3 protein-coding genes and 1 pseudogene are annotated in these 6,772 nt (G+C 59.6%); 2 read left to right on the top strand and 2 right to left on the bottom strand.

Annotated elements, in window-relative coordinates:
* Positions 1–213: 213 nt before the first annotated feature.
* A pseudogene (locus tag HWY30_RS32145) lies at positions 214–651 on the top strand (ATP-binding protein); the annotation flags it as partial.
* Positions 652–712: 61 nt separating this feature from the next.
* Here the strand turns inward: HWY30_RS32145 and HWY30_RS32140 are convergent.
* Together HWY30_RS32140 and HWY30_RS32135 are read right to left on the bottom strand one after the other, a co-directional pair.
* Positions 713–1,417, bottom strand: coding sequence for a hypothetical protein (locus tag HWY30_RS32140; protein WP_090812448.1), 705 nt, complete (start codon positions 1,415–1,417; stop codon positions 713–715).
* 621 nt (positions 1,418–2,038) lie between these two features.
* On the bottom strand, positions 2,039–3,502 hold the full coding sequence (locus HWY30_RS32135; protein WP_143037351.1) for a site-specific integrase: 1,464 nt from the start codon (positions 3,500–3,502) through the stop codon (positions 2,039–2,041).
* A gap of 2,450 nt (positions 3,503–5,952) precedes the next feature.
* Here HWY30_RS32135 and HWY30_RS32130 point away from each other — a divergent pair.
* Entirely contained in the window at positions 5,953–6,753 is an 801-nt protein-coding gene (locus tag HWY30_RS32130; protein WP_090812450.1) for a hypothetical protein, read from the top strand.
* The last annotated feature ends 19 nt before the right edge of the window (positions 6,754–6,772 follow it).

Here is a 6,772-nt window from a genome sequence, read left to right as displayed (position 1 = left end):
ACTCTTCGCCAGATCGATGCCAACTGTCGTAATCTTCATGATGGGCGCTCCCCTCGTTCAGGTGGTGGCTTTGACACTTCCACTTTGGCACATCGATGCCGTTTCGGGTGGGGGCGTCCATTCCATTACTCTTGACGTTAGCTCCGTGCTGACCGCATTGTGGGTGAAACGGATAGTAGATCTGCGCTTCATCAGGGTGTTGATGCGCAGTATGTTGCGGGTTCGACCGGCGCGGGCAAGACATGGATCGCCTGCGCGTTCGCGCAGCAAGCCTGCCGGCAAGGCTTCTCGGTACTGTATGTGCGTGTTGCCCGGCTGTTCGAGGAACTGAAGATCACACATGCTGACGGCAGCTTCACCAGACGCCTCGCACAGCTCGCAAAATTGGACGTTTTATTACTTGATGACTGGGGCCTGCAGGATCTCGATTCGGGCGCGCGCAACGATCTGCTCGAGGTGCTCGACGATCGCGTCGGCACGCGCTCGACAATCATCACCAGCCAGTTGCCGCTCGAACACTGGCATGCCTGGCTACAGGATCCGACGCTCGCTGACGCCATTCTCGATCGCCTCGTGCATCAGGCCCACAAGCTTCCGTTGAAGGGCGACTCGATGCGCCGAAAGAATAAGCCCGATGACGGCGTAGCCTGATCCCGAACACTCACGCTACAATCCATGCACCTCGCAGCACCGCCCTCCGGCTTGTTCGACTTCACCGAAACGAGCGTTCGCCTTCCCTGAAATCCGCACTCCGGCCGAAGGCCTCCTCGGCTACTCCCTTAAGGCCGTCCTTCGGGGCGCCCCGAATGAACGGGGAGGGCTTATGGACCCCATTGATCGTTAGAGGCTCGCTCGTATGCTCAACTCTCAGCCAGCCGAGCGGCTCAGTGACTACCGCGAGCATTTTGTCCATCCTGTTCGGGTCATCTTCCGAGTCCATTCTGGCAAGAACCTTGTCAAGTTTGAGCATCACCTCAAGAACCCGCTCAAGCTGATAATGGGACACGTGGACCTCAGCCAGGAAGTACCCGCAGTGCTCCAGATCACTTTCGGTCGCGGCGGGGCACTCGCTCGCGAACGACCTAATGCGCGCGTCGGATTCTGAAATCCAGGCATCGTTTTGGCCTCTTCCATCGGGAGAACGGGCGCGCTTGGAAACCCGCTTATGCGTATAGTAAAAATTTCGGGCCAGCCAGCGGCGCACCCTTGCTGTGTAGATTTTGACGACCTTGGGCACCTTTCCATATGCCGCGGCGATTGATTCAACCTGATCCTTTGCCTTGAATTCGACTCGGCTTTCCTTAACGCGGGCGAACTCTGCGCCAAACATGCTGGCCAGTCTCCGTCGACCTTCTGGATCCATCAGGTCGACAAAATCCGCCGGCAGGCCGGAGTACCAGTTAAAGAAGTCTTCCACGCGCTCAGCGGCGTGGACGTACTGCGCCGCAACGTCCAGAGGATAGTTTTTGAGGATGATAGACGCTCACTACCGGCAGGGAATAGACGTGGGTTTTCGCCCAGCTCGTGCCGGGCGCGGCCATGGGCCACACGGGGGTCGACGTACATTGCCAAGTGGCTTCTCCCCGAGTCAGAAGGATGCCGATAGGCGCGCCCGGCAAGCGGACGGCATCGGTTCACCGGAGTGGGAATATGGCTTGGGGAGGTGACTCAGTTCCTGCACAAGCCGGGAGGCGGTTTCTGGCGAGAAAACCAACCCAGTCGTATGCGGCACCACGCTTGAAGTTTCAACGTAGGGTCGCAGGGCTGGCGGCCGTATCCAGTATCGGGACTTCATGCCGCGGCCGGTTCGGTGCCGGCGTTCTCGCGCCACGCCCGGTCAAGCGGGTCTGCCGTCGCGACGTATGGCTGGCGGAGAAAAGACAACTGCGCACCAAGCCTCGTGGAGTTGGCCTCAAGCCAAACGTTGCTGCGGTCGATGTAGGCTGCGACGCCTGCGTCGGTTCGCATATTCGCGGCCGTGGTGGGCAATCCATCGAACGCCTCGAGTACACGTGACCAGCGAGAGGCGCGCCCGTTTTCACCCGGCCGCACGAAGGTCCGCAGCACAAGCCCTTCCGCTTCGGTGTAGTCGCCGAGAAACAGGCCAGTTGGTGTAGGCAAGGCAGACTGACGCCACCCGTGTTCGTTGGCAAGACACATGAACGACCATGAGAGACCGGAGGCAATGCGCAGGTCTGTCCGGATATCCGACAGTCTCATGGTGCCGTTGCGCTGCAGGCACCTGGCAATGGCATGGTGAGTAATGCGGAAGCAGCACAGCGTGTGTCGGAGGCATTATCGTTGCATTACCGCTGCTGTCAGACTCGGTTGCGGTTGCAGCCTTCTCTGTACTCAGCTGGCACGGCGCAGCCGGGGGGAGTGTCTTGGCCGATGACGACGCGTACTGAGCAGCGTCCTCCTGCTCCTTGCCTTTTTTCGCCTTCGCGACGCCGACATAGTCGACCTTACCGTTTGCGTCGCGCTTGAACGCGCCGAAATAGCTCGCCATGATCTGCGGGCGGCTGTGCCCCATCAGCTCGCTGACCTGCTTGATCCGCTCTTGCAGTTCGTCCCATGGAGGGTTCTCGCCCGTGTAGTCCTCAGTTGCAGGATCGAAACCCTTCACACGCGCCATGTTGACCGCGAACTCTGCGCGCAAGCCGTGTCCAACGACGCCAGCAGCCTTTTTCGTAATGCCGATCTCCTCCATTCGCGTGTAATACTCTTTCGTATTCGACTCGAGGGTCGCCAGGGCGCCGCGACGCGTTTTCTCCCACCCCAGCCGGTGAATCTTTTTCACGCGGTCCTTGATCATCTTGATGATGACAGCCTGCTCTGGAATGAGGTACGGGATGAAACGCGGGCGACCGCCTTTCGGACCGTCCCCCGGGTACACCGTCAGACCGCTACCGTTATCGGCCTTCCATGGACGCAGGCACAAGGCTTCCTTCATGCGCAGGCCATATGTAATCTGCGCGACCAGGATGAGCCCGAAGCGCTCATTGAGCCGAAATGCGCGGTCGAGCCTTTCAGGGACGTCTATGCCGTTTGTCGACCATGCCTTCGATTCCGTCAACGTCGCCGACACCACGAGCGCTGCGCGGTCGACATCTGGCAGATAGTCCTCGATTGGCTTCACCATGGTTGGCTTCCCGATCCAGCCGGCAAATTTCCGCAGGACGGAAAGATCGGTCCGGATGGTGTTGACCTGTTTCTCTTGCGTGAAGTACCAATGCTGGACCAGCTTCCGGACGTGTTGTTCCTTGAAGTTGCGCGGCATCGGGCCGGCGCCCAGTTCCTCGTGCAGGAGGTTGAAAGCCGCGAACAGTGTTTTGGCTGCGAGTGCACGGGTGCGGTGTGCAGCGGTTCGACCATCTACCCGCTCACCTGCGTGGGCGTCTATCAGATCCTGCAACTCACGTTTCCACCCTTCAAGGTGGTTCGGGCCGCGGCGCGTCTTCTTTGGCGCGGCGGGCGAGAATTTCCCAAACTTGGACATCATGACCTCCGGTTTGTTGAGCCGGGCACTCTCTCGTAGGTGCCCCGGCAACAGTTAAAGCGGGATAGCTGCACGCCGTTGCCGATGCAACGACACGCTTCTACCTCCTCGCCGCCTCTGCCCCTGTCTCGCATCAGGTTCAGCTTTCGCCGCCTCTGGAAGGTTGGCGCGGGCTCCAGCATGCCCGTACAACGTTGTGGACTTAGACCGTGAGTTCGGTGGGTCTTTAGAAGATGCGTTTCCGAGGGCCTGCTCGTAGTCCAGTGTCAGCCACTCAGCCCGGTCCTTACGGGTGCCGGGTTACCGAGCCGCAGCTCGGCGTGGACTCCTTTTGTAGCGGTGGAGACGAACCGACGCGCATCCCATTGCCGTGGATGGCCTGGGTGAAGGTAGCGCGCGTACCTGGGTTCATGTGCCCTGCCCGTGTGCCGGGTAGGGGTAGCCCTCCGCCTGTCTGTCGCTTAGCGATGAGTCAGCGGCCCGTCGTGTGGACGGCAAAGGCTTCTTGGTGCGGGGATTGATGTGCGAATCCGATTTTCCAAAAGTCTTCGGCAAGTTTCGGGTACCGCTCCGGAAGCCGCATCCGGTAAGGTTTCCGCCTTACCTCAGTCTCGGATAGATCTCGGATCCGACTGAGCTTTTAAAAAACGCCGTGAGGCGTTTGGCACTTCTGTTTTCATTGAGACCGTGGCATTTCAACGATCTCTTGGGGTGCCCTCTCGCGAGAGTTCGGGCTGCCGCAGTGGCGGCTTGGGTGTTCCGTGCGGCCGGTGGAGGTGTCCAATCGACTCGCTGGGCAGAAGTTAATCACATCCAACAGCGGTCTGCAAGGGTTCCAGCTTGCGTCGTGGTCAAAGATGCCTCATGGGTTGAATTCACAACGGTTAATTAGGCTGGCCGCGGGCGGGCGCGCTGTGTACTTTCGCGACGTTTTTCAGGCATCGATGGCATCTACGCGCGCGCGAATGCTGTCCTCGCCTGAAAACACGAACCAGGGACGGAGAGCCTCGCCAGCCCTCGAAACTTCTGTGGCGGAACGTTTTGGGACGTGTGCCGGTACGTTATGAACCGTTCTGGAACCTCTAGTGGAACGTATTGAACCGTCTTGGGACAACCATAGGAACATATTGAAGCGCCGTGGGAAATATCGGCAAGCCCTGGGGCTTTACATGAGCCCACGGGGTCTATGTCGGATGATGCGCTTGAATGGAAATCCCACGCGAGGCACCAGCCAAAAACTGCAGCATTGCCGATAGCGTCCGCGTCTTGAAGCGGGCGCGTCATAACGTGTCCGCCCGGTTCGGCAGTCGACGCGGGAAGCTGCTTTCTGCGACTTCGACGCAGTGAGAGTAGCAGGCAGATGCGAATGCAGCGCAGGAGCGCCCCGTTATCGGCAGTCCCCACCATCGACCTGGACGGTAACGTTAAGTTTGGCTAAGTGGAACGTTTTGGTACCTGCCCGGAACATGTCAGGACATTCTGGGACGTTTAGGTGAACGTGCCATGGAACGCCTCATGGGAGGTCTTTCACTCGGTACCATGGAACGCTTTGTCGCGCTCCAGCATGCTTTCGGAGGCGACCGTGGGCAACTCGTCGCGCTCGCTGTGCGATGGTTTTGCTTCCACCACTCACAGCCGATTCGGGTGGCGCGCGGGATCGCCAGATCAGCCGCGCGACAGGGCGCCCACGCCCTGTGAGTTATAGACGACTAGAAGTGAAGAGAGACTTTGGAGTAGGCAGATGACGGAATCACACACGAGGCAACCTCTCTCCCCCGCTGATTACATAAGGTTGGTGGCGAGGCCGCGGCACAAGCTTCTCGCCTACGCCGCGTTGATACGGGAGCTGATGGAGGAAGAAGGCTTCAACGACTACCGAATCTGGCGGTATCTGGTCGACGAGTACGGCGTCAAAATTGGCCGCACGACGGCCCACCGTTTTTGTACGGCACTACGAGCAGGGAGGATTCCCGCGGAAAACGGCGGGGCAGTTGTGCTCAGTGAGGGTCCCGCTGCTCCACGCATGCCGCCACACAGGCCTTCGGCTCCGCCAGCCAGTGCCGCCCCGCCTCAGGAGGCACAGCACGTGGAACACGAAGGCCGGACGAACGATGCGGTTGTCGCACGCGCTCATGCACCACGTCAGCTGCTCCCGGGAGATGCTTCAGGTCCGTCCGTTGAAGTTGGACCGTCCCGATCTGAAGCTGTCCGGAGTCACGAAAAAGGAGGTTTGGAGACAGCCGAATCAACCGGTCTAACTCCGACAGCCCCCCGAAATGACGCGCCAGTTACCGCCGCATTCAATCTCGACGCACACGCGCCCGCGCCGAGAATGGAGGTTGCCGAAGGGACTCCCGATTGGGTCCCCGGCGACGTTCTGAAGACCTTCAAGATAAGTTCACCGCGCGCAACCCGGATGCTCGAAGCATACCGGCGCCGAGCGGCTGAAAAAGATGACGCAGACACTGCCCAACAAGGACCACAAAGTGACGAACACGACGATGTCAGAGAGCAATAGCCACGCCGATCAAGCGCGGAAACCGGGCACGGGGCGCGACTCGCTCCGGATCCTTGTCGCCTGCCAGGTGGGACGGACCGGGAAAAGTACGGTCGCAGACATCGTCCTTGCCACGCGGCTGGACGGGAAGATTTTTTCGGTCGACTCGGTGAACCAGGACGCTTCACAGTATGGTGCGAAGGTGCGGTCCTATTTCGCTGACGACCTGCTCAAGCTCCGCCGCGATATGATGCAAGCTAGGCACCCCGTGATCGTCGATCTTGGCGCGTCGGACTTCGCTGTATTTGTCGAGAAGATGGCAGCGGCCAATCTGTTTATGGACTTCACGCATTGCGTGATCGTGACGGATCCGACGCAACGCGGCCAGGAGGAAGCCCTCACGACCTACGAGACGTTACGCGGGCTCGGAATGGACAGATCCAAGTTCCGCTTCGTGTTAAACAAAGCCAGAACGGTACGCAAGATCGCACTACAGTTCGAGTACCTGTTCGCGTACGCCGCTGAGAACCCTGATTTTGAGATAAACGCCGACTGCTGGCTGCCGGAGCACGATCTGTTTATCGGCCTGCATGAAAGCGGGCAGGGGTATCGAGAGGTGCTCGCAGACACGACGGATTATCAGCCGCTAATCGACCGAGCCCTCGAAGCCGGCGATCGCGAGCTGGCGTCGGAGCACAGCTTGCGGCAGATAAATCAGCGCATGGCGATGGGTATGCAGATTCACTTCGACCGTTGATTTGCCGCGCTCGATATCC

The sequence above is a fragment of the Paraburkholderia tuberum STM678 genome, assembly GCF_902833905.1.
In the GTDB taxonomy this organism is placed as follows: domain Bacteria; phylum Pseudomonadota; class Gammaproteobacteria; order Burkholderiales; family Burkholderiaceae; genus Paraburkholderia; species Paraburkholderia tuberum.
This window is presented reverse-complemented; position numbering and strand designations above follow the sequence as displayed.